This window comes from Marinobacter alexandrii (assembly GCA_039984955.1).
Taxonomy (GTDB): domain Bacteria; phylum Bacteroidota; class Bacteroidia; order Cytophagales; family Cyclobacteriaceae; genus Ekhidna.
The window spans coordinates 2,491,602-2,512,322 of the sequence record JBDWTN010000007.1; the positions used below are offsets into that span (position 1 = coordinate 2,491,602).

The 20,721-nt window shown below is 36.6% G+C and carries 19 protein-coding genes; 16 read left to right on the forward strand and 3 right to left on the reverse strand.

The window, feature by feature from the left end; translation table 11 throughout:
- Positions 1-20: 20 nt before the first annotated feature.
- The 9 genes from ABJQ32_17440 (at position 21) to ABJQ32_17480 (ending at position 9,714) form a co-directional block, all read left to right on the forward strand.
- A complete protein-coding gene (locus ABJQ32_17440; GenBank protein MEP5291443.1) occupies positions 21-1,634 on the forward strand; it encodes a hypothetical protein in 1,614 nt (537 codons plus the stop codon).
- A complete protein-coding gene (locus ABJQ32_17445) occupies positions 1,634-2,707 on the forward strand; it encodes a DUF4271 domain-containing protein (GenBank protein ID MEP5291444.1) in 1,074 nt (357 codons plus the stop codon). Before ABJQ32_17440 ends, ABJQ32_17445 begins: the two co-directional genes overlap by 1 nt.
- Positions 2,708-2,727: 20 nt before the next feature.
- The gene (locus ABJQ32_17450) at positions 2,728-3,519 is read left to right on the forward strand and encodes a uroporphyrinogen-III synthase (GenBank protein MEP5291445.1); all 792 of its coding nucleotides are present in this window, start codon (positions 2,728-2,730) and stop codon (positions 3,517-3,519) included.
- 47 nt (positions 3,520-3,566) lie between these two features.
- Positions 3,567-4,520: a PorP/SprF family type IX secretion system membrane protein gene (locus ABJQ32_17455; GenBank protein ID MEP5291446.1), complete on the forward strand. Its 954-nt coding sequence runs from the start codon at positions 3,567-3,569 to the stop codon at positions 4,518-4,520.
- Positions 4,521-4,665: 145 nt separating this feature from the next.
- Positions 4,666-5,700 (forward strand): SUMF1/EgtB/PvdO family nonheme iron enzyme, encoded by a 1,035-nt coding sequence (locus ABJQ32_17460; protein ID MEP5291447.1) that lies wholly within the window; start codon positions 4,666-4,668, stop codon positions 5,698-5,700.
- Positions 5,701-5,743: 43 nt separating this feature from the next.
- Positions 5,744-6,553, forward strand: a complete 810-nt coding sequence (gene gldL, locus ABJQ32_17465; GenBank protein MEP5291448.1) for a gliding motility protein GldL — start codon at positions 5,744-5,746, stop codon at positions 6,551-6,553.
- Positions 6,554-6,577: 24 nt separating this feature from the next.
- Positions 6,578-8,212 (forward strand): gliding motility protein GldM, encoded by a 1,635-nt coding sequence (gldM, locus tag ABJQ32_17470; GenBank protein ID MEP5291449.1) that lies wholly within the window; start codon positions 6,578-6,580, stop codon positions 8,210-8,212.
- 23 nt (positions 8,213-8,235) lie between these two features.
- Complete coding sequence (gene gldN / locus ABJQ32_17475) at positions 8,236-9,096, forward strand: gliding motility protein GldN (protein ID MEP5291450.1); 861 nt, start codon at positions 8,236-8,238, stop codon at positions 9,094-9,096.
- A 33-nt stretch (positions 9,097-9,129) separates the two neighbouring features.
- Positions 9,130-9,714, forward strand: a complete 585-nt coding sequence (locus ABJQ32_17480) for an FISUMP domain-containing protein (protein MEP5291451.1) — start codon at positions 9,130-9,132, stop codon at positions 9,712-9,714.
- A gap of 34 nt (positions 9,715-9,748) precedes the next feature.
- On the opposite strand, the gene uvrC is transcribed toward ABJQ32_17480, so the two are convergent.
- From uvrC to ABJQ32_17495, 3 genes are read right to left on the reverse strand one after another with little or no spacing between them, the layout of a single operon-like run.
- Positions 9,749-11,545, reverse strand: a complete 1,797-nt coding sequence (gene uvrC / locus ABJQ32_17485; GenBank protein ID MEP5291452.1) for an excinuclease ABC subunit UvrC — start codon at positions 11,543-11,545, stop codon at positions 9,749-9,751.
- Positions 11,545-13,812, reverse strand: a complete 2,268-nt coding sequence (locus ABJQ32_17490; GenBank protein ID MEP5291453.1) for a transglycosylase domain-containing protein — start codon at positions 13,810-13,812, stop codon at positions 11,545-11,547. Before ABJQ32_17490 ends, uvrC begins: the two co-directional genes overlap by 1 nt.
- The gene (locus tag ABJQ32_17495) at positions 13,812-16,358 is read right to left on the reverse strand and encodes a tetratricopeptide repeat protein (protein ID MEP5291454.1); all 2,547 of its coding nucleotides are present in this window, start codon (positions 16,356-16,358) and stop codon (positions 13,812-13,814) included. Before ABJQ32_17495 ends, ABJQ32_17490 begins: the two co-directional genes overlap by 1 nt.
- Positions 16,359-16,461: 103 nt before the next feature.
- Between ABJQ32_17495 and ABJQ32_17500 the strand changes: the two genes are divergently transcribed.
- The 7 genes from ABJQ32_17500 to atpH all read left to right on the forward strand — a co-directional run bounded on the left by ABJQ32_17500 (position 16,462) and on the right by atpH (position 20,715).
- Positions 16,462-17,328 (forward strand): M23 family metallopeptidase, encoded by an 867-nt coding sequence (locus tag ABJQ32_17500; GenBank protein ID MEP5291455.1) that lies wholly within the window; start codon positions 16,462-16,464, stop codon positions 17,326-17,328.
- Positions 17,329-17,337: 9 nt separating this feature from the next.
- On the forward strand, positions 17,338-17,751 hold the full coding sequence (locus tag ABJQ32_17505) for a polymer-forming cytoskeletal protein (GenBank protein ID MEP5291456.1): 414 nt from the start codon (positions 17,338-17,340) through the stop codon (positions 17,749-17,751).
- Positions 17,752-17,949: 198 nt separating this feature from the next.
- A complete protein-coding gene (locus ABJQ32_17510; protein MEP5291457.1) occupies positions 17,950-18,297 on the forward strand; it encodes a hypothetical protein in 348 nt (115 codons plus the stop codon).
- A gap of 33 nt (positions 18,298-18,330) precedes the next feature.
- Positions 18,331-19,359 carry a F0F1 ATP synthase subunit A gene (atpB, locus tag ABJQ32_17515; protein ID MEP5291458.1) on the forward strand — a complete coding sequence of 343 codons (1,029 nt, stop codon included), beginning with the start codon at positions 18,331-18,333 and terminating at the stop codon, positions 19,357-19,359.
- A gap of 37 nt (positions 19,360-19,396) precedes the next feature.
- Positions 19,397-19,600: an ATP synthase F0 subunit C gene (gene atpE / locus ABJQ32_17520; protein ID MEP5291459.1), complete on the forward strand. Its 204-nt coding sequence runs from the start codon at positions 19,397-19,399 to the stop codon at positions 19,598-19,600.
- Between the two features lie 81 nt (positions 19,601-19,681).
- On the forward strand, positions 19,682-20,176 hold the full coding sequence (gene atpF / locus ABJQ32_17525) for a F0F1 ATP synthase subunit B (protein ID MEP5291460.1): 495 nt from the start codon (positions 19,682-19,684) through the stop codon (positions 20,174-20,176).
- 2 nt (positions 20,177-20,178) lie between these two features.
- Complete coding sequence (atpH, locus tag ABJQ32_17530; GenBank protein MEP5291461.1) at positions 20,179-20,715, forward strand: ATP synthase F1 subunit delta; 537 nt, start codon at positions 20,179-20,181, stop codon at positions 20,713-20,715.
- Positions 20,716-20,721 lie beyond the last annotated feature (6 nt).

Genomic DNA, 20,721 nt, shown 5'->3' on the forward strand with positions numbered 1-20,721 from the left:
GAGCTAAATTGCAAAGACCGATGCAAAGAATTCTGATTCTGTTGGTTTTTATGCTTGCTTTTTCTGCCAAGGCTCAAATTAATGCTGAAATATTTGAGGATGGAGACCCTTATGATGCGAGGGTTTTTTCGGATTCCCTTCAGTTATCTGAATTTGTGACTGACCTTCAGTTGAGCTGGATAAACAAAGGATATTTTTTCTCAGGAGTTGATTCAATAAATGTATCATCACAAACTATAAGAATTTATCTCCATAAAGGGGATATGATGAACGCTAGATTCGAAGGATTTAAGGGTAAGAACCTTGATAAACACCTACAAAGGGAGTTAAGCTCATATGCCAATAGAGGCTATCCATTTGCTAGTTTCGAATTGGATTCGCTAAAATTTTTAAATAAAAATACGCTTGCTGGGAAAATTCGGATAACCTCTGGACCTGAGATTATTTATGACTCAGCCTTTTTTTTCACAAAACCTAAAACGAGTACATCATATATATATCAGCTTTTGGATATGGTTCCTGGAGATTTATTTAGTGAGAAAAATCATAAAGAAATTTCACGTAAAATCGAGCGATCACCCTTTCTTTTGATAAATCGTCCACCCGATCTGTCATTTAAGAAAAATAGAGCAATTACTTTCTTAGATATAAAAGAAGAAGCGTCAAGTACATTTCAAGGGGTTGTAGGACTTCAACAAGGTAGTGAGGGGAGAACAACGGCTGTTGGAAGCGTGGAATTAGATATTCAGAACTTATTTAGATCAGGTAAACAATTTAAATTTTCTTGGGAGAGCTTTTCCGAATCTTCACAGGAGTTAAATGTTTATTATAAGCATCCATTTTTTCTTGATTCTAAGCTATCACCTTCTTTTAGATTCGAATTACTTAAACAAGATACAACATTCCTGACTCGCCTTGTTGGAATTGGTATTCACACCTTTATTTCACCAAGGACTCAACTCTTTCTTGAATATGAAAGAACAGGTGGGACTCTTTTATCAACAGATATAGAACTGTTGTCTATATCAGGTTTAGCGGACTTCACCCGAACTAATTATTTAATTCAATTTTCAAGAGGAGTATTTTCCAGTCTTGGGAAATTTAAAAAAGCGATGGCATGGAATATATCATCCGCTGTAGGAAGAAAATCAATAGATAGGAATTTGAATTTGCCAGACTCTTATTACGATACTATTCAGTTTCAAACAAATGCATACAGATTAGAAGGACATATTGCATATCAATTGCCGGTATTAAAACGTCAAGCTTTTTTTCATTCTGTCAGAGTTGGTGTCTTGGAAAATGATGAGCTCCTAAGAAATGAACTTTATCGCATCGGAGGATTGAGGTCGCTTAGAGGGTTTAACGAAAAATCAATTTTTGCTGAGCAATTTCTTCTAAGCAGATTTGAGTTCCGATCATTTTTTGAAAATAACAGCTATGCGTATGTTTTGTATGACCAATTAGTATATAGTGGATCATTATCTGACCAACCTTTTGGTGTAGGTTTAGGGTTTGCTCTTGCAACTTCGTCAGGTCAATTTAGTTTTGCACTTGCTGTGGGAAAATCAATTGATCAAGCAATATCTTTTTCTACTATGAAAGCTCATTTTGGATACGTCGCAAAATTCTAATGAAAATACTTTTTACGTGCCTTCTACTACCTGTATGCTTGTTGACCTTTAGTCAGCAAGACACAATTGTCATCACTGATTACACGAAAATACTGGTCGAGATTGACAATGATGGTGATATTTCACCTATAGCTTCGCTTGATATTGAAAAAGCAGGTTTTTTCATCAACGCAAAGCCACAAGGACAAATTAGAATTTGTCATCCAGATCTTTTCGTTTGGGTCAATGGAAGATTGTTTGATAAGATTTCTGGTTGTAAAATCTATGATCCAGATTCTTTACTAGGGGGATCTAAAATGGATACACTTTATCTCTCTTTAAGTTCGAAATCAAGTCTGGATCAACTCGTATGTGAGCTTATTATTTATGAAGAATTGTTGGTCGTTAAGGAGGAGGTTTCTGCCCCAAGAAATAGTAGAAGTATACTCTCTGAATTTGTGATTATTAGCCTTATCTTTTTATTGATACTACTTGGGGTTATTGTTAGCTCGCAATCTTCCCGTGTGTCTTATATGGCAAGTAAAACATTCACTTTTAAAATAAGTGCATATGAGTTTGTAAATACGAATTTTTATAGTGGTTCAAGCATGTATTTGCTTTCTTTCTTTTCAGTAGCATTAGCATTTCTGGGGATCTATCTAAGTAACCTATTAGGTCTTGGCTGGGTAGAGCAAAAATCTATCTTTGGACTACTCTGGATTTGGTTACAATTCTCTGTTGTAATTTTTCTGATCATCATTATGAAATGGATTGTGGTTTCTCTGATTGCAAAACTCTTCTATTTCAAAGGGCTTAAAAATTTTCAACTTTTTGATTTCTTGAATTTTAATTTAGTTCTGCTTATTCCTGTATTGGGGTTTATTGCACTGGATTTTGTTCTAAATAATGAATATTCTTCGTGGGTATCTTCAGGCTTTGTTATTGTCTTCCCGATCATATTAATCTTATTCGTTTTATGGTTCACTTTAAAATTTGTTAATAATTCTCCACGTAAAAAACTTGTTATTATTTCCTACCTTTGTGCCACAGAAATCATCCCTGCCACGATTTTGCTTGGATGGTTCTTTAAATAATCATAAAAGCAGAAATTTACATGAGTGCGATTGATGACCTTTTGGTAATGGATAAAGAGCGTTTGAAGAGTGTAAAAAACATTTTAGTATCACAGCCCGAGCCGTCCGAGCCGAATTCTCCATATCAAAAATTAGCGGAAAAATGCAAAGTGAAAATTGACTTTCGTCAATTCATTGAAATTGATCCAGTAGAGATAAAAGAGTTCCGAAAGCAAAAAGTCAACATACTTGATCATACAGCTGTAATTTTTACCAGTAGAAATGCAGTAGATCACTTTTTCAGACTTGCCACAGAAAGTAAGATTGAAATCCCTACGGATATGAAGTACTTCTGTATTTCAGAGACAACTGCTAATTATCTTCAGAAGTATATAGTCATACGGAAAAGAAAGATTTTCACAGGAGAGCGTACTGCTGCTGATTTGCTTAATGTTATTAAAAAGCATAAATCGGAGAAATTTATTTTCCCATGCTCAAATATCAGAACTGAACATATCCCTGATTTTTTAAATGAGAATGGATATGATTGGTCAGAGGCTACTATCTACCGAACTGTGGCATCAGATTTATCTGACCTTGACGATGTCACCTATGATGTGATCGCTTTCTTTAGTCCTTCAGGTATTGAGTCTCTACTTCAAAATTTCCCTGATTTTAAGCAAAACAATACAAGGATAGCAGCTTTTGGCCCCACTACATCAAAGGCAGTGAAAGACGCAGGGTTAATTCTGGATATTCAAGCACCTTTGCCAAATGCCCCATCGATGACTGGAGCTTTAGAGGTATATATCAAAGAAGCAAATAACCTTTAGTACTTTTTAAATAAGGGTATGTAAATTGTAGGGGTTATACTTACAATATGAAAAATAACCTTCGACAGTTATTTATTCTGATCTTAATTCTTGTAGGTCAAAATGTTTTTGGACAGAATGATTTTTTCTTCAATCATTACATGTTCAATCCATCGTACTACAACCCAGGTTGGATTGGGACAGAGAAGCAGGCTTTTGTAGCTGCGCATCACAGAACACAGTGGGCTGGTTATGACGCTTCCTTTGATCCAGAAGGAGCTCCAACGACTCAGCTTGTATCTCTAGTGGTTCCTGTAAAAAGTGCCATATCTGGATTTGGCGTATCAGTTTCCAATGATCGAACAGGACCATTAAGTTCCTTACAAGCAAGGTTTTCAGTTTCTTACAGTAAAAAAGTTGGTTTCGGAGAATTTTCACTAGGAATCATGCCTGCACTTAATTTTTTGTCTACAAATAGCAATTATCGATTTGAAGATGGAGGAGATAGGCTTATACCTGTAGAAGGAGAGTCTCAGTTAAAACCTAATCTTCATGCAGGCTTATACTTTCTATCAAATAGAAATTATTTCATTGGTGCATCAGTTGAAAATATTATAGAGCCTGGATTTGATTTTGGTACTGATGCTGCCAACATAATTCCAATCAACTACATTTTAATGGCTGGTACAACAATGGGGCTTACAAGAGATTTAATTCTCAATCCAACTATTCTTATTCGTTCAGATCTAAATTCGTATACCTATGATATAAGTGCGGTAGCCATTTATCAAGAAAGAATGTGGGGAGGGCTTGCTTTCAGAAGAGGAGAATCCTTAAGTCTATTACTTGGATATTCTTTTTTAGAAAACAATAAGCTTAAGGCAGGATACTCATTCGATTATGTAATAAAGAACAGAGATGCGAAGCAGCCGACATCTCATGAAGTGTTTTTGAGGTACGATTTGCCAGATTTAGTATTTGGCGGAAGAAAGGCTGTAAAAACCCCGAGATTCACTTTTTAGTCATAAGGATAAAAGCCTTCATCCAAAATTGAAAGCAAAACTTGTCCAGTCTCAGGATATGATTATATATTTAGGCAGAATATCGTGCAATAATTCTTGTTAAAGTTTGTTTATTTTACATACTTGCATGTTGAATAAAGGTGTTATGAATAAAATGCGTGTTTTTACAATATCAAATTGTACTGTCCTTTGCTGTGCCATAATTCTAACAGGTTGTGGTCTTTTTGGCGGAGATCAAGGTGACAGAGGTGAGCTTATAGGAGCTCCGGATAGATTAGGTTGGGAAATGACTAGGCCATTTGGTATGGTCTCAGTTCCTTCTGGAACATTCCATATGGGTCAAGCTGATGAAGATGTAGCTGCTACCCAGATAAATTTTAATAAACAGGTTACCATCGGAGGTTTCTTTATGGATGATACTGAAATCACCAATAACGAATACCGACAGTTCACTCAAAATCTTCAGGAAAGTTCAGAGATCGATTTACCAACAGGGTATTCAATTGCTGACCTGATACCTGATACAACTGTTTGGACAAGAGATTATACTCATCATATGGGTGATCCTTTAGTAGTATACTATTGGTCTCATCCTGCATTTGATGATTATCCTGTTGTTGGGGTTGATTGGAATGCTGCGAAATATTTCAGCGAATGGAGAACCAACTATCTTAATGATTACAGATCAAGTGTAGGTTTGCCTGTTATGCCAAACTTCCGATTGCCTTCTGAAGCAGAATGGGAATATGCCTCTCGAGGTGGAAGAGACATGGCTAAGTATCCTTGGGGTAATCCATATATAAGAAATGCAAAAGGTTGCCTTTTGGCAAACTTTAAACCTGGAAGAGGTAACTATTTTGATGATGGGTATGCTTACACCTCTCCTATTGGAACCTATTTTGCAAACGAGTATGGCCTCTACGATATGGCAGGAAATGTTGCTGAATGGTGTGAAGATGCATATAACCCTTCAGCAATGCCATTAACATGGGATTTGAACCCAACTTATTTTGATGATAATATTCCTTTCAAAGTGATCCGAGGAGGGTCATGGAAAGATATAGCATATTTCTTGGAGACTGGTACTCGTTCTTATGAGCATCAGGATACTACCAGAGCGTCAATCGGATTTAGATGCGCAATGACATATCTAGGAAGATCATCAGGATACGAATTTTAATAAAACCAAAAACGAATAAATTACTAACCTAAATATTATAACAATGAGTAAAAAAGGCGGATTTCAGGAGCTACTCTATTCCACTATAATGCCTAAAATTTATGGGATAGGAGCTGCGGTTGTAATCGTAGGAGCGATGTTTAAAATACTTCATATGCCTGGTGCAGCCCTTATGTTAGGGGTTGGTCTCTCTGTTGAAGCAGTTATTTTCTTTTTGAGTGCATTCGAACCGAAGCACGCTGAGCCAGATTGGGCTAAAGTTTATCCAGAGTTAGCGGATGATTATGATGGTCCTTCTGCTGCTCCAAGGAAAGCTGTGCCACAAGCAACTGGTGCTTCTGCTCAAATGGATAAAATGCTTGCAGACGCAAAAGTAGGTCCAGAACTTATCAAAAGTCTTGGTGACGGCATGAGAAGTATGGCTTCTTCAGCTAAAAACATGGCTAATCTTAGTGATGCGGCTTCTGCTACTAACGATTATGCTAAAAATGTAAAATCAGCATCTAATTCTCTAACTGAGATGAACAAGTCTTATGCTTCTGCAATGGAGGCAATGTCTGGAATGGCTGACGCAACTAAAGACACGAAGGAATATCATGGCCAAGTTCAAAATGTGACTAAGAGTCTAGGTGCTTTGAATGCCGTTTATGAAATGGAATTGAAAGATGCTCAAAGTCATACAAAAGCATTGAATAAATTCTATTCAAACATTAGTGGTGCGCTTGAAAGTATGGCTGATGCAGGAAAAGAAACTTCTGCATTCCAAGCTGAGCTTAACAAGCTTACTTCGAACATTTCTGCTCTTAATAAAGTATACGGTAATATGCTTACCGCAATGAGAGGTAATCAATAATTAACCCTTTAAAGAATTTAAATTATGGCAGGAGGAAAAGAAACGCCACGGCAGAAAATGATCGGCATGATGTATTTGGTGCTTACTGCATTGTTGGCACTAAATGTTAGCTCCACGGTCTTGGACAAATTCGCCTTTATCAATGAGAGCTTAGAACGAGCAAATGCTGAAACATCTGAACGAAATGCTCGAACGATTACTGGAATGAAATCTGCCGCAAAAGATAAGGGTAATCGTGATGACGATTTAAAAGTAGTTTCTGATGCTGAGACATTGCGTGCGGAAACAATGAAAATCTTTTCAGAACTCGAAGAGTACAAAGAAACTTTTGTTGAAATCACTGGTGATTACATGGAAGGCCACAAAGGTGATCGCAGATTCATTAATGGCAAGACTGATTATGATAAGGTTGGTAATTATATGATGCCTATTGAAGAAGGTGGGGACGGAAACGGTGCACGAATGAAAGAACTACTAAATGGTTATGCAAATTACATTCAAAAAGTTCTGAAAGAGAATGGTGCAGACGATTCTAAACTAAAGCAATACCACAAGATAGCGCTAGACGCTGAAGAAGATCCTATTTACAGTAAAGATGAAAATCAGAACGGTAAAAAATGGTCACAATTAGCGTTTGAAAGTTCTCCAACTCATGCGGGACTTGCGACAGTTAGTGAATTTCAGGCAAATGTTCTGGCTTTCGAAACGTCTGCATTGGACTTCTTAGTAAAAAGAGTTGGATTGAAGGATATTACATTCGATCAAATTAAGCCTGTAGTTATGCCTGAGTCACAGTATGTGGCTGCCGGTACTAAGTACAAAGCAGATATGTTCATTGCGGCATCCGCTTCTGGTCTAAATGATAAGTTAGTGATGACCTACAATGGAGAAGACGCTCCAGTGGTTGCTGGAGTTGGTAAAGTAGAATTTACTGCAACTCCAGGAAAATACGATAAGAATGGAAATGCGAAGAAACAAATTGTTGCTTCTATTAAAGTGCCTCAAGGAGGAGGAACTGATACCACATTCACAGATACTATAGATTATTATGTAGTACGACCGGTAATCCAAATCCAGTCACAATCAGTTAATGCACTATACTTCAATTGTGGAAACGCTTTAGACGTTCAAGTTCCTGCTTTGGGAACAGCATATAACCCGTCATTCTCTGCAAGTGGAGGAGATGCTATTAAGGGCTCTCAGACAGGTCAGGTGACTATTGTTCCAAAAACTCTAAGAAAGGTTATTTTAACTGTTTCTTCAAATGGAAATAAAATAGGGACAAGAGAATTTGGCGTAAGAGGGATTCCAGCTCCTGATATTAAGGTATTCACAAGTGCTGGAGAAGTGAACCAGAAAGATGGTATTCCTTCGGGAACTCCAGAGTTGTTTTTGAAGGCCATTCCTGATGAAAGTTTCGCGCAATTTTTGCCTAATGATTCAAAATTTAGAATAGCAGAAGCGGAAATTACGCTAGTTAGTGGAGGTCTTGGGCGTGGGTCAGTTAGAGCTAGTGAAACAGTAAACTTACGAGGGATGAGAGGAAGAAAAGGAGACCAACTTGTAATTGAGATAAAGAAAGTTCAAAGACAGAACTTTAGAAAACAAGTGGAGGATTTTAAAAAATTCCAACGCTTTATCAACTTGTCGTTGAAATAAAACTTGTCAGTTAAAACAGTGTTATGAGAAAATTAGGTTATGTAATTGTTTTTAGTCTTGCAATTTCTTTCGGATATGCGCAAGAGGAACTATCTCCTCTTATTAAGCCGGAGGTAGATCAGACTCAGGTGATGTTTAAAAAATCAGTCTGGAGGAGAATGGATATGAAAGAAAAGCAAAATAGGCCTTTCTTTTCGTTAAATGGAGAGGTTTCCCGCCTATTAATACAGGCGGTAGACGAAGGCCTTTTGACGCCATATCGTTCTGATTCATGTATCAATTTTATGCCGGATATCATTTTTATTTCTAATATATCGGTAGAAAGAGAGCAGAACCCATTTGTAGGTGGAGGTTTTAATTCCGGGGGATTTGATTCGTTTGGTGATGACTCAAGTGCTGATGAAGCGACTGAAGAACAGGCGGATGAGGCAAGGCAAGAAGCTATACCTGAGGAATATTTCTCTGTATTGTACATTAAAGAAGATGTAATCTTTGACAGAAATAGATCCAGAATGTACAATTACATTAGATCTTTAAGTATAGCATTACCAAGAGAAGCTGGTTCATTGTATAATCCTGCTGGTTTCGAGAGAAAGGTCGCTCACTTTAGATATGATGATGTAGTTGCATTATTTAGAGGTCCGTATGCTGACAAAGCAAAGTACTATAATAATAATAATTCAGGTCAGCATATGAATATGAGCGATGCTTTTGAGCTTAGACTTTTCAGTGCTCCAATAATCAAATTATCAAATGCACAAGACTTGGATATACGACAACTCTATGCTGATGAAATGGCTAATGATCCTATGAGTGTAATCGTTATTCAACAGAAATATGAATACGACCTGATGGAATATGAATCAGAACTATGGGAATATTAATATGATTTGAACCTAACCCTAATCCACTCAAATATGAATATTAGAATTTTACTCTCCTTATTTTTAACTGCTGGTTTTTTACTTGGGCATACCCAAGAGTTCGGAGAGTTAACGGATTCCAGAGATGAGAAGACGTATAAGACAGTGACTATTGACATTCAGCTTGAAGGAGGCGTTTCAGTGAAACGCACTTGGATGGCTGAAAACTTGGCTTACGAAGTGCCAGAGTCTTTTTGTTATAAAAATGAGCCTGCTTATTGCGAAGCATACGGTAGACTTTATACATTTCAGGCGGCTAAAGAGGCCTGTCCTGATGGTTGGCATGTTCCTACTATTGCAGAATGGAAACTATTATTCCGAACATATGGTGGAATCCACGATGCTGGAATTGCATTGCAAAAAGGAGGAGAGAGCGGGATCGATCTAGGATTGGCCGGATTTGGTGATCCTGGAAGAGTTTTTAAGAATATTGGTATCAGCGGTAATTACTGGGACGCAGAAAAAAAATCGGATAATACGTCTGGTCTGGTGTCTGTCCAAAAAGGCTCTAAAGAAATCTTCCATAGCGTAATAGGTGATTGGCACAGAAACAGTTGTAGATGTGTGAAAGATTATTAACGTAATCAGTTCAAAAAAGATAATTGAAAGGAGACTATAGGTCTCCTTTTTTTATGGCCATTAAAATTGTATTAGCTTTTGATTGTCCTATCAGATCTATGAGATCCTTTTCTGAACTTTCCTTTAGCCTTTTAATACTGCCAAATTCATTCATCAATTTATCTCGAGTTGTACTTCCTATACCATTAATAGAATCTAATGATGATGTGATTGATGATTTACTCCTTTTTTGACGATGGAATGTTATGGCAAACCTATGTGCTTCGTCACGCAGCTGTTGAATGATCTTTAAGGACGGTGACTTCTTACTGATGTAAATTGGGATAGAATCTTCTGGGAAATAGATTTCTTCAAGTCTCTTTGCTATTCCGATAATAGGAATTTGACCATAAATAGATAATTCTCTTAGTGCATCACAGGCAGCACTCAGTTGACCTTTACCGCCATCAATGACAATAAGGTTTGGGAAATCAAGATTTTCCTTTTTGAGATGCTTATATCTTCTCCCAACTACTTCTCTCATTGAAGCGAAATCATCAGGGCCGATTACGGTTTTTATATTAAATTTTCTATAATTGGATTTTGAAGGCTTACCATTTTTAAAGCATACCATTGAGGCTACAGGGTTAGTGCCTTGTATGTTTGAGTTATCAAAACATTCAATATGTATAGGTAGCTCGGTGAGTCTTAAATCTTCCTGTAACTTCAATAATACACTTTCGTTTGGCTGTGTAGAATTCTGGGAAAATTTCTCTTTCTTAAAATAAAGAGCATTTCGTAGAGATAATTCTACTAATTTTTTTTTGTCACCAATCTTAGGCAATAAGACTTCAATGCCTTCCCATGCCTCTACTTCTTTGTTAGTTAAGATGACTGAGCTTTCACTATTGTATTTCTTTCGAAGATCAAACATTGAAAAACGAAAAACTTCATTGTCATCTTCTTCTATTTTTTTCTTTACTTCTATAGTTTCAGAATTCACAATAGCGCCGTTTTCTATTCGCATGAAGTTGATGAAAAGTGATTTTTCTCCTTCAGGAGTCATCGTGAAAACATCTGTGTTTGTGATTTTTTGATTTACGATAAGTGACTTAGATTGAAATTTCTCAAGAAGATCAGTTTTCTCTTTATATGATTGTGCGATTTCAAATTTTAGTTGTGAAGATGCGTGTTGCATATTTTCCTTGTAGGATCTTCTAACGACACTTACCTTTCCTTTCAAAATTTTCCTCGCTTCTTCAATATCCTTCATATAATCATTCTCTGATTGTAACCCTTCGCATGGGCCAAGGCAGTTTCCGATATGATATTCCAGGCAAACCTTAAATTTCTTTTTGCTTATGTTTTCTTCTGAAAGATTGAATTTACAAGTACGGATTTTGTGTAATTTCCGAATAAGATCAAGTACCCCATTCATAGCCTTTACGCTAGTATAAGGGCCGAAGTATTCACCTTTCGTGTGGTCAATTCTCCTAGTGGAGTAAATCCTAGGGAACCTTTCTTTTGTGATACAGATACTGGGGAAGCTTTTATCATCCTTTAGAAGAATATTGTATCGGGGTTGATTCTCTTTGATTAAGTTATTCTCGAGTAATAAGGCATCAAATTCTGAAGAGACAATTACAAATTCGATATGCTTTATTTCAGCAACGAGCTTATAAGTTTTTCGATTGTCTAGGTTAGTTTTTGTGAAATAACTTGAAACTCTCTTTTTAAGATTTTTAGCTTTCCCAACGTATATGATATTATCTTCTGAATCAAAGAATTTGTAAATACCAGGTTTACCAGGGAGACTTAGATATTCCTCTCTTGAGTAGCGCTGAAATTGCATTACATAAAATCGTCTTCTTCTACTACATCATAGTCGATAGTATCTGACGGGTTTGTGTTCTCCTGATATAGCTCACAATCTATAACTGTTCGTAAAGGCTTAGTCGATTTTTCAAAATATCCTTTTTCGTAACCTAAAGTCTCATCCGCATAGACTTTAAGCATATATTTTTCCCAAATTGGGAGTGCAGTTCTAGCCCCTTGCCCCATAGCCCAGTTTCGAAAACGAATACTTCTGTCATCACCGCCTACCCAAGCGCCCGAAACTAAGTCTTTGCTAACACCAATGAACCAACCATCCGAAGCATTTTGAGTTGTTCCAGTCTTAGCTCCCAATTCGTTATCAAGTTTTAAGGAGTAGTCTAAAATTCTTCCAGTACCTAATTCTACAGTTCCTTTAAGCATGTGAAGCATTAGGTAAGCTGTCTCTTCATTGATTGCTTCTTTTTCATCAGGAACAAACTGTTGAATGACATTTCCATTTTTGTCTTCTATTCTTGAAATAAAAAATGGGCGAATAAAAGTGCCTTTGTTGACAAAAGTTGAATAAGCACCTATCATTTCATAAATAGAAACATCACCACCTGCTCCCAAACAGAGTGATGGAACAGGATCTAATCTGCTTTCTATTCCTAATTTTTTAGCGTAATCAACTACTGTATTCGGACCTATACGATTCATCATATAAGCTGTTATACTATTTACAGATTGAGCCATTGCTCGTCTTATGGTCATTACCTCACCTGTGAATCTTCCACTAGAATTTTGAGGCACCCAAGTAGGAGGATCTTGGCCAGGAAGACTAAAAGAAACTGGAGCATCGACTACTGGAAAGCATGGTGAATATCCATTATCTATCGCAGCGGTATAAACAATAGGCTTGAAAGTTGAACCAGGTTGCCTTTTACTTTGCTTAACATGATCATATTTGAAATATTTGTGATTAATTCCTCCAACCCACGCTTTAATATAGCCAGTTCTTGGATCCATGGACATAAAACCAGTTTGAAGAAACCTCTTATAATAGTTAAGTGAATCATATGAACTAAATGTGGTATCAATTTCTCCTTTCCAGGAGAAAATTGTCATTTTCTTTTTTCTATTGAGATAGTATTCAATTGAGTCAGCCTGATCTTCATAACGTGACACTAATGCTTTGTAAGCACTAGTACGTTTGATCGCGTTATCAAGAAATTCTGGAATTTCATTGTTTTCATCATCGATCCAAGGGTTCTGATCTGACCAGTGCTCGTTGAAAACCTGTTGAAGTGTATCCATACTTTCAAATACCGCTTCTTCAGCATACTTCTGCATTCTACTGTCTATCGTAGTATAGATTTTCAAACCATCTTCAAAAAGGTCATATCCATTTTCACTAGCCCAGCTGACAAGATAGTTTTTTGCTACCGTTCTAAAATATGTAGCCAAACCTTCGTTTTGACTTTCTACCAAATAATTAAGCTCAAGTTCTTTATTATTTAGTGAATCATATAAGAAGCGATCTATCAATCCGTACTTATGAACATTCCAAAGCACTTCTGTTCTTTTACTCTTGGCTCTTTCAGGGTTGTAAGCAGGGTTAAAGGCCGTTGGTTTATTTATTGATCCCACTAAACTTGCGGATTCCTGATAATCTAATTGTGATGGAAGTTTATTAAAAAACGTATTTGCGGCAACTTTAATCCCATATGAGTTGCTTCCGTATTCAATAGTATTAAGATACATCGCTAGAATTTCTTCCTTAGTGTATGATTGTTCAAGTTGAACTGCAATAATCCATTCCTTGATTTTTGTGATTAGTTGGCCTATTGAAGGATATTTATATAGTGATCCTTTTTGAGTGCTATTGGTACTATACAGGTTTTCTGCTAACTGCATGGTGATCGTGCTGCCACCACCCTGAAAACTAAAAGTAAGTTTACCTATTACAGCTCTTGTAAAACCTCTGAGATCAATCCCTGAATGATCCTTGAATCTTATGTCTTCTGTGACAAGTAAGGTGTTGATGAGCTCTGGTGACAATTCATCATAAGAAACGGGTGTCCTATTTTTTCTAAAATATTTCCCTAAAGACACGCCATCCGTACTGATCAATTCAGAGGATAAATCTGGATCAGGTCTTTCCAATGCTTCTAAACTTGGGAGTCCTCCGAACCAGCCTAAGGCATCATTTTTCACCATTAGAAAAATTGACGGAATACCTAAAATCCCTAGTATAAAAAAAATCCAAATAGTTCTTAAAATGTATTTAGTAAGCTTTTGTCGCATTAATAATTTTTTTCAAAAAATGTGATATATGCTGATACATCTTTCGTTTTATAGAAAATATCAAAGTTATCTTCTGTGATGACAAAAACATCAATTTTTTGTCCTTTAAACTTATTCTTTAATTCAACACTTTCCATGAATGAACTCATAAAATTGAGGGCAGTCCCCTTTCCAGGAAAAATATTGACTAACAGCATTGATTTTTCTTCACTTAAAATGAGGTTGCCCGTTTTTAACGTTGAAAGATTTTTTTCTTCTAAAAACGTATCAATTAATGGAGGAATTGACTCTGTGAGTTCTGATTCAAGATTATATACAATGACAAACAAATGCTTTTGATTAAAGTCCTTGATAAATCGAGCTTTCGCACTATTATATCTTTTTTGTTGAAAATTTTCTGATGCTTCAAGTAAAGACATGGCGTAAGTGTTAAGCTCACTTTCGGGGTAATTTTTAATAAATTCTCCAAGTTCAAATTGATATCTATGGTCTTCCTCCATATGGCCAACAGTGAGAGCTCTGAGGAGGGCTATGTTGTCACTAAATTCATTATCAGGATGCTTAGCCAGTGAGCTGTCTGCAGCAAACAAGACTTCATCAAACTTTTTGATTCTATACATTTCGTATAGATTTTTATATAGCTTTTTTAGTTGTTCACTTGTAGCAAAGCTCTCTTCTCTATAATTAGGATTGTCTACCAACTTAGCATAAATGGTTTCCGGATACTTCTTTTTAAGAATACTTCCTTTTTCAAAAGATCTGGATGCATTAGCTTCTTTATAGAGAAGATAGAGTTGATAGAGTACCTCGGGTTCATATTCCGTCTCTGGAAACCTTTTGAGTAGTTTTTCAAAGGAGTCAGCGGCATTTTCATCCTCTTCAAGCCTCAAATTATATATGTTACCAAGATTATAGAGCGCGTCTTCAATCTCATCTAGGAGTATGCGCTTATTCTCTTCTTCATACGGAACGCCCGACATTAATTTTTTTGCTTCATCCTCTGCGGATTCACTTACAGTTTCCTCACCAGTAGACTCGGATATATCTTCGGAAATTATTTTTTCCTCTTTGATTAAATTGACTGTTTCTTTATTTTTTCTTCTCCAGTGATCCTCAAGTGCACGATCACCCCATTTTCTCACAAATTCACCAGAACCTCTGCTAAGAGCATTGCTATTATTAAAATACCAGTCAGAGCCCTTGGAAGTAGTCGTTATGATGTTTTCACCACCGTTTTGATTAATATTTCTAGCTCGATTGATTGCAACTTGTTTTTCTCTCTTTTTCTTCTCTGCAGCATTTTCTCTCTCTTTTGCAATTTCATTGGTGAGCATTGATATCACAGAATCTCTAGGCAAGGTTGCCAAATGAAGTAAGCTATCATTCTTTTGAATGACAACTACTTGTTTAACAAAATCGACAAGAATTTCTTGTCGTTCCTTGATTTCCTGATAATTTTCTTCGTCTTGCGGCATGGTAGCCACCGTGCTATCATAATAATTTTTAGCAAGGACAAAGTTTTTTAATGTGTCGTAATAAATCTTGCCTAGACTCAAGTAAGAATAAGCTTTCTGTCGGTTGTTGTTCGAGCTATTTTTGATAGAGAGCTTGTAGCTTTTGATAGCCTCATCTATGTTTCCATTTTTTAGTTCAAAACCAGCCAATTCATAATAAATCTTATCTTGGTATTCTTTGTTTTTAGGATCCTTTAAGAGATTCCTAAAATATCGTTGAATTTTTTTTAAGTCATTTCCCTCAGCAAGTTCAGTCACTTGTGCCATGTAGAGCTTGGAGTAAAATTCTAGCTCATACGAAGGGTTGTTTTTTAATACATTTTTATAATACCTGAATGCTTCACTTTCAAAATTCAATTCATGAAAAGTCTGGCCAATAATGAAATTTATTCGAGCCTTGTCTGAAGAGGTCAACAATTCCTCTGCTTTTACCAAACTGCCCACCATTTTACTCTGATCTCCCTTTTTTTGATAGAGATATGCGGTATTAATATGTAATCTTCTTTGATTGTCTTTATTAAGTTTTTCTTTGGCTAGATAATCTGTTACTGCAATAGCATTGTTGTATTCATCGAATTCTGTGAAACTCCTGATTAATTCCGTTAAGGCCTGATGCCTCGCATTATCATCTTCGCTATGGGTATTAACATATTTGAATGTTTCGATAGCATCGGGGAACTCCATTGCATAGTATCGAGCTTTGCCTACCAAAATATAGCTATCATCTTCCCATTTACTGTTTGGGTGTCTTTGAATCGCAATAGATGCTTTTTGAATACAATCTTCTATTTGTGTATTTAATGATGCCGATTTGATTGAGTCAAATTGTGAATAGATGGGTAATACTTTGTTGTAATTCCACTCTTGATCTTCAAATATGGAAGCTTCAATTTCCTTGATTCGCTCTTTTGCGATGAAATAGGCATTATAATGAGCCGTAAGATCATGAAATGAGCCACTGAGCGGATTGTTTTTGTAGGGAGAACAACCTGCAATCAAAACTATTAAATATGCTATAAGAATTTTCTTCAAAATGGAATTAGACTGATTCAATAAATAACGCTCTGAAATTCAAATTGGTGTAAAGATAAAACATGAGGCGATTGCATAACTTTACCGCCTTAAATTGCAATACATGGCCGCAAGAAAGACATTAAGCAACTGGCTAACGAATAAATACTTACTCATTATTCGTAATGAGGAGAATTTTGCCGAGAAAACTACATTTAGCTTCAATTATGCAAGGCTATTTCTCCTAATGGCCGGAATAGGAATTCTTTTACTGACTTTGGCAGTATATCTGGTGACTGTAGCCCTAGAGCAATGGCTGGATCCACGCCATGCTCAGATGGAAGCCAATAGACAAGTACTGGAATTATCTATGACAATAGATTCTCTGGAGCAGGAAGTAAGTAATAAAAATATTTATATTGAAAATGTACGCAGGGTCATTGCGGGAGAGCAGATAGATCAAAGTGAAGAAATAAGCCTTGAGTCTGACTTGCAACCTGCGGAGTTGAAACAAACTATACAGCCTTTAGATTCTCAATTTCGTGCTGAATTTGAGGATTCTGAATTAGCCGATATCACGGCGCTCCCTATTGCTGTTTCTTCCAATGTGTATGAGCTAAGGGATATTTATTTATTCAGTCCATTAGATGGAATAATTACAGATGGATTTAATCCGAAAACCGATCATTATGGCATTGATATGGTAGCTCAAGAAAATGAGCCCGTTAGATCGGTGGCAGATGGAGTTGTGATTATGTCTTCTTGGACACTTGATGGAGGGTATATATTAGCAATTCAGCATCCAGGCAATTTAATTTCGGTTTACAAGCACAATTCGGAATTATTTAAAAACGTTGGTAATTTTGTAGCCGCTGGGGAAGTAGTGGCCACAATAGGAAATACGGGCGAACTTACTTCTGGGCCTCATTTGCATTTGGAATTGTGGCACAATGGCAACCCTGTAAATCCTCAGGAGTATATTGCACTATAAAATCATGCTATGTTGAACAAGAATCAAAAAGAAGTAGAAGAGTTGAGTAACTCAAGTAATATAATTGGGAAAGGCACGATTGTAAATGGAAGTATCGAAACTTTTGGAAATATTCGTGTAGAAGGCAAAGTGGTAGGAGATATTAAGACTAAATCAAAAGCAGCTTTTGGACACTCGTCTCAAGTAGATGGAAGCGTGCTGGCACAGAATGCCGAGGTTGCAGGACATATTACTGGCACCATTGAAGTTACCGAGCAATTGGTTTTGAAAGCAACGGCTACAATAGACGGAGATATTATCACAAACAAGCTTTTGGTTGAGTCTGGCGCCACTTTCAACGGAAAATGTAAAATGGGCGTAAAAAGTAAGGAGATCAAAATTGGGAAGCTCGAAGACACAGAACAACAAGCCCTCAAAGCTTAATCAATCAGACCCAGCACCTGAGAAGAGGCCTTTCATGCGATTTTATGCACTAGCATTTGAGATGGTGATATTAAATCTCGCGCTAATTCTGGGAGGATATTACTTGGACAATTATTTAGGATCTAGCCCAATAGCTATATTGATTGGAACTTTCCTAGCAATGGCGGGCACTATTTGGCTACTTTTAAAATTCCTTTAATGAAAAAATGGATTGCCTTAGGTGCGATAGCAATTTTATTGCTTGTATTAGGCTATTTCTTTGAAGAAGAATTAGCGCTGCACTCATCTTTCCAAGTGATGATTTTTTTCTTTGTCAGTCAAGCATTTGTGCTTTTTCGAATAGACCATTGGGCGCCAAAAGAATGGTCAGTACAGATGTCCATGGTTAAGATTGTCATCAGACTTTTGTCATCATTGGTTTTCATCCTTATCCTTATTTATTCACAATCGGATCACTTTAATCTGGTAGTACAATTTATTGTCCTCTATTTGGTATTCATGATCTTTGAAATAGTTACGTCATTGACTAACTTGCGCCGAAATTGAGGAACGAACGAATATCCGATGAAAATAGGCTCTATGTTGAAGCGATCTAACTTTCTGAGAATCAACAAGTTTTTAGCAATATTACTGCTCGTAATGCCTAGTATGGTTTGGGCTGGGGGCGGTTCTGAAAAGGAAGGAGAAAAATTTGACCCTAGTGAGTTAATTAATCACCACATCTCTGATTCCCATGTATGGGAAATTTATCATGGTCTCACCGTTCATCTACCAATAATTGTATACACAAAAGAAAAAGGAATAGATGTTTTTTCATCGCATCATTTTTTTGATGAGAACCATGAGCTAGTTAGTTACAATGGCTATATCATGGATCATGATCATATCAATTTAGAAAGTGGAGGCCATGTTTTTGATATATCTATTACAAAAAACGTTCTATTTCTATTCATAGACGCGTCGCTTTTACTTCTAGTCTTTTTAGCCGTAGCTAGAGGATACAAGAAAAATGTAGGCAGAGCGCCGAAAGGAATTCAGTCATTATTTGAACCAATCATTCTCTTTATCAGAGATGATATAGCTAAAGAAAACATTGGACCAAAGTATGAGAAGTTCATGCCATTTATGCTTACAGTTTTCTTTTTCATATGGTTTGGGAACTTACTTGGACTATTGCCAGGTGCAGCAAATCTCACTGGTAATATTTCTGTGACATTGACACTTGCCGTAATAACATTGTTAATAACAACTTTTTCTGGAAGAAAGACATACTGGCTTCATATCGTGGATCCTTTGGGAAAATCTATGCCATGGGCCGGAAAGATCTTACTTTATCTTATACTTTGGCCGGTAGAAATCATTGGGATTTTTACTAAGCCATTTTCATTGATGATTCGACTATTTGCAAACATCACTGCAGGACACATTCTGATACTTAGTATTATCAGCTTGGCCTTCATTTTTGAAAGCTTAACGATCGGTGTAGTAGGGGCTGTTTTTGCAACTGTTATGAATATGTTAGAACTTTTCGTGGCAGTACTACAAGCGTACGTTTTTACGCTTTTATCTGCTTTGTATTTTGGACAAGCAGTAGAAGAGCATCATTAATTTAGAAACTAATTTTTTAAACTATAAATAATTTATCATGGGAGCAATTGGAGCAGGTTTAGCAGTACTAGGAGCAGGTCTTGGAATCGGTTTAATCGGTAAAGGAGCTACTGAAAGTATTGCAAGACAGCCTGAAGCAGCTGGTAAAATCCAGACAGCAATGATTATTGCAGCAGCCCTTATTGAAGGTGCGGCTCTTTTCGGCGTTGTAGTAGGACTATTGGCTGGATCAGGAAATTAATCCTTATTCAAATCTGGCTATGACCACATTAGGTGGCATGGCCAGGTTTATTTAGACATTTACATTTAAAAAATATATACAGTGGCATTAGTTACCCCAGACATAGGATTGATCATTTGGCAACTGATCATATTTGGAATTGTACTTTTTATTCTTCGTGCTTTCGTATGGAGACCTATATTAAGTGCACTGAAAGCTCGTGAACATCAAATTGAAGATTCACTTAGAGCTGCAGACAATGCGAAAGTTGAGATGGAGCAAATCAAAGCTGACAATGAGTACCTCCTTCAAGAGGCCAGAATTGAGCGAGATGCCATTTTAAAAGAAGCTAAGGAAGAATCTGTTCATATTGTAGAACATGCCAAAGCGGAGACATCAGATATTACCTCTAAAATGATTCAGGATGCTAGGGAAGCAATTGAAGTTGAAAAGAAAGCAGCCCTTACAGAAGTAAAGGATTTGGTGGCAACACTATCATTGGAGATTGCTGAAAAGGTGCTCAGAGAAAAGCTTTCTGATGACAAGTCTCAAAAAGCTTTGGTTGATAAGTTTATCAAGGACGTAAAAGTTAACTAAGAATGTCAATAGGCAGAATAGCAACGAGATATGCCAAGCCAATACTAGAATTGGCCGAAGAGATGAAAGTGGTTGATAAGGTGAAAGCGGACATGGAAGCTTTTTCTAATGTATGCGAGGAGAGTAGAGATTTTGCATTGATGCTAAAAAGCCCAATCATTCCGCATCAGAGAAAAGGAGAAATTTTGAAGAAAATATTTACGGGTAAAGTAAATGACTTAACTCTTCAAGCTTTTGATGTTATTACTCGCAAGAATCGAGAAAATCTTTTAGAAGATATTGCTGAAGAATTTCTTCATCTATACAATGTTCAGAAAGGTTTTGAAGAGGTCTCCGTAACAACGAGTATCAAGTTGGATGCTGACATGAGAAAAGCATTTGAAAAACTAGCAAAAGAAATTACAGGTAAAGAACCTATTCTGAAGGAGAAAGTAGACTCTGAAATTGTAGGAGGTTACATTATGCGACTTGGCGATCGTCAGCTTGATGAGAGCATAAGCGGGCAGTTAAAAGATTTAAAACTTAAGTTTTCAAAATAATAACAT